The organism is Alkalibacterium sp. m-11, from assembly GCF_054658155.1.
This window is the reverse complement of the sequence record NZ_BAAGIR010000195.1, coordinates 1-2,885: the sequence shown is the minus strand read 5'-3', so window position 1 is coordinate 2,885 and position 2,885 is coordinate 1. Positions and strand designations below refer to the sequence as shown.

General features: G+C 42.9%; 2 protein-coding genes and 1 pseudogene. 1 reads left to right on the top strand and 2 read right to left on the bottom strand.

Annotated features, from left to right (window positions below):
- Nucleotides 1–74 (bottom strand): annotated as a pseudogene (locus ACYQ2O_RS11515) (IS200/IS605 family transposase); the annotation flags it as partial.
- A 167-nt stretch (nucleotides 75–241) separates the two neighbouring features.
- Nucleotides 242–1,192, bottom strand: coding sequence for an aminopeptidase (locus ACYQ2O_RS11510; RefSeq protein ID WP_459796655.1), 951 nt, complete (start codon nucleotides 1,190–1,192; stop codon nucleotides 242–244).
- A gap of 155 nt (nucleotides 1,193–1,347) precedes the next feature.
- Between ACYQ2O_RS11510 and ACYQ2O_RS11505 the strand changes: the two genes are divergently transcribed.
- The gene (locus ACYQ2O_RS11505; RefSeq protein ID WP_459796654.1) at nucleotides 1,348–2,379 is read left to right on the top strand and encodes a zinc-binding alcohol dehydrogenase family protein; all 1,032 of its coding nucleotides are present in this window, start codon (nucleotides 1,348–1,350) and stop codon (nucleotides 2,377–2,379) included.
- Nucleotides 2,380–2,885: the final 506 nt, after the last annotated feature.

Sequence of the window (2,885 nt, the reverse complement as noted above, 5' to 3'; positions counted from 1 at the left end):
CTGTACCGAGGACAAAACACAAAATGATAGTTGATGAGGCTGACGGTTGTTTTAGTTCTACGGTAATTTTCCATGTATCCATTATACTCTATACGTGTATGAAAATATACCGAACATACTCAAAAAACATTCGAATATATCACAGGGCTTTCGAGTTCGCCAAAGCGAACCCTCATCCCTGCCGAGCTATCATCCCACGATTGAAACCGTGGGTTTTCTCGCTCGGAAAACTGATAAGTAATTAGATTAATTCGACCATACTGCCTTTTTCCATCATTTTTTTGCCGTCGATCCAGACAGTTGGCTCTTTAACGACACAATCGATATGAACTCCAGCTTCAGTGACTCCTCCAAAAGGCTTATTTGAGCCAAACGCAATATGGATCGTGCCGTAGACTTTTTCGTCTTCAAGAACGACTCCTGTAATGCGTGCTGAAGGGTTCGTTCCTATACCAAATTCAGCAATGATCCGTCCATCGGTGTCTCCTAAAATCTCTAGCAGTTCTTCACCCTGTCTGCCTGTAGCTTCGATCAGCCGCCCGTTTTCTAAAGTCAATGTCAGTGGCTTTTTCACTTTTCCGATCTGAGCAATGGACCCGTCCACAACAAGCTTACCATTAGCCGACTGTTCAAGTGGTGCAATAAAAGCTTCCCCTGAGGGAACATTTCCAGCCTGGCCTTTTTCCCTAAAGACTCCTGTGCTTGGGATCCCTTTCCTGTCAGCCACAGAAAAAGTCAGGACTTCTCCGTCTTTTTCGATGCGTACCTCTTCTGCCTTGTCTAACAGAGTTGTATAGCGGGCAGTCAGTTCCTCCACGACTTGCGGATCCGCTTCAATCGCACCTTTTTCAAGCATAGGTAGAGTCACGCCCGGCATGGTTCCGATTCGAGTACCTTCAGCAGCTGCTTCTTTCTTGGCACGGGTATGTGTGATGCTTGCCGTTGTAACACATAAAGCGACATCCGCATCTTTCATTGCCTGCGCAACAATGACCGGCGGCTCTTCACCTGATTTGTAGTGAGCAGGAAACTGTATAAACACTGCCTCATTTCCTTTGATGCAGGCTGCTTCATAAAAAGGCATAGCTACCTGCTTCATACGGTCATCTGTAATGATCGCGACTTTCTCGTTTTTTTTCAGCGCAAAGTTGTTTTCAAACACCTTTATCGCATTTTCAATATAATTCGTCACGTAAATCAGCTCCTGAACTTTTATGGTGTCTGTATCTATTCTAACTAAAATCTACAAACATTGAAATCAAAATCATCAGGCAGCCTGATACAATTTGAATTGTGCAGACCTTAGGTTAGGTGTAGACTGTATGAAAGAAGAAAGGAAGGAAAAACATGTCTAAGAAAATGCACGCCTATGGATTTACAGATCCACAAAAAGAACAGGATCTGCCAGTTTTTGAAAAACGGGAATGCCCTGTACCTGAACCAACTGGCAGAGAAATCGTGGTCGAGGTCAAGGCGGTCGGACTCAACCCGACAGACCTGGCAACCCGCTTGATGAAAAAGTCGTCAGACGACTCGTTCACTATTCTGGGAAGAGATGTCTCCGGGACAGTCGTTTCAGTTGGACCAGATGTATCGCTGTTTAAAGAAGGAGATGACGTCTTCTATCCTGGTACAAGTAACGTGCAAGGTGCTCAAGCTGACTACCACAAGATAGACGAACGGATGGTCAGTCTTAAACCTAAAAATCTGAGTTTCGCTGAAGCCGCTGCACTCCCTCTGACTGCTCTGACCTCTTATGAAGTCATTCATGATCGCCTGAATCTCTTCGATATCAGTGAAGATCCGTCTAAAACCACTCTACTGATCACTGGAGCAGCGGGTGGCGTCGGCTCAATAGCCATTCAATTGGCACTGAATTATGGCTTCGAGGTCATCGGTACAGCATCTCGGGAAGAATCGTCAAATCATATACAGAAGCTTGGAGTTAAACACGTGATCGACCACACTAAACCTTATCAGAAACAGCTGGATCAACTTGGTATTAAAACAATCGACGCAGTCTTCCTAGCCGCCAAGTCGGATGAAAATATTAAAGAAGCTGCTAAAGTCGTCAAGCCCCAAGGACGTATCTGCTCGCTTCTTCCATTGTCTGAACCTTTACCGAATCCATTTTTTGCTAAGAGCCTAACCATGAGTTTTGAGCTGATGTATACCCGATCAGTCTACCAGACTGATGACTGGATCAAACAACACGAATATTTAACAGAACTGAAAAATCAGGTCGAACAGGGATTCATAACGTCTACCTTATCAAAACACTTTGATAGAATGAATGAGGACACATTGAAAGAAGCCTATACACTACTGCAGTCGGAACACACTGTAGGTAAGATCGTGCTTGAACATAATCGATCCTAGTCTGTATCAAGCAAAAATTCAATCATTTGAAAAAAAACGGATATTAAAAGCACATCATTCTTTCATAGTATCGAAAGAATGATGTGCTTCTTAAAGGAGTTACCGGTTTCCTATAATATCAATTGCTTCGTGAGTTTGCGCATTGGAACAAATGAAACTCACAGAGGCAGCTGCTTCATTAACTGATTTAAATTCATTAATTTGATATATTAACATATCTAGTTATCCCACGTATCAAAAATCGACTTGATCGTTCCTTCAAGTGCGCCCCCAAGAACAATAATGACCCAGCTCCATGCCCAGAAACTGCCTCCGATTAAAAAGCTTGCTGCAAAATAAATGACGACTATGATCGGCCAGTAGACTTCATCTATTATATACTCAAGTTTCGCACCCCTAAGAACGACGTTCTATCCTTTTACCGTAAAGATCAGTTAGAATATTGAACTTAAAAGTACAGAAAAAGACACCTCTCTTTGGTAAAATGTAGTTACCAACAAACATTC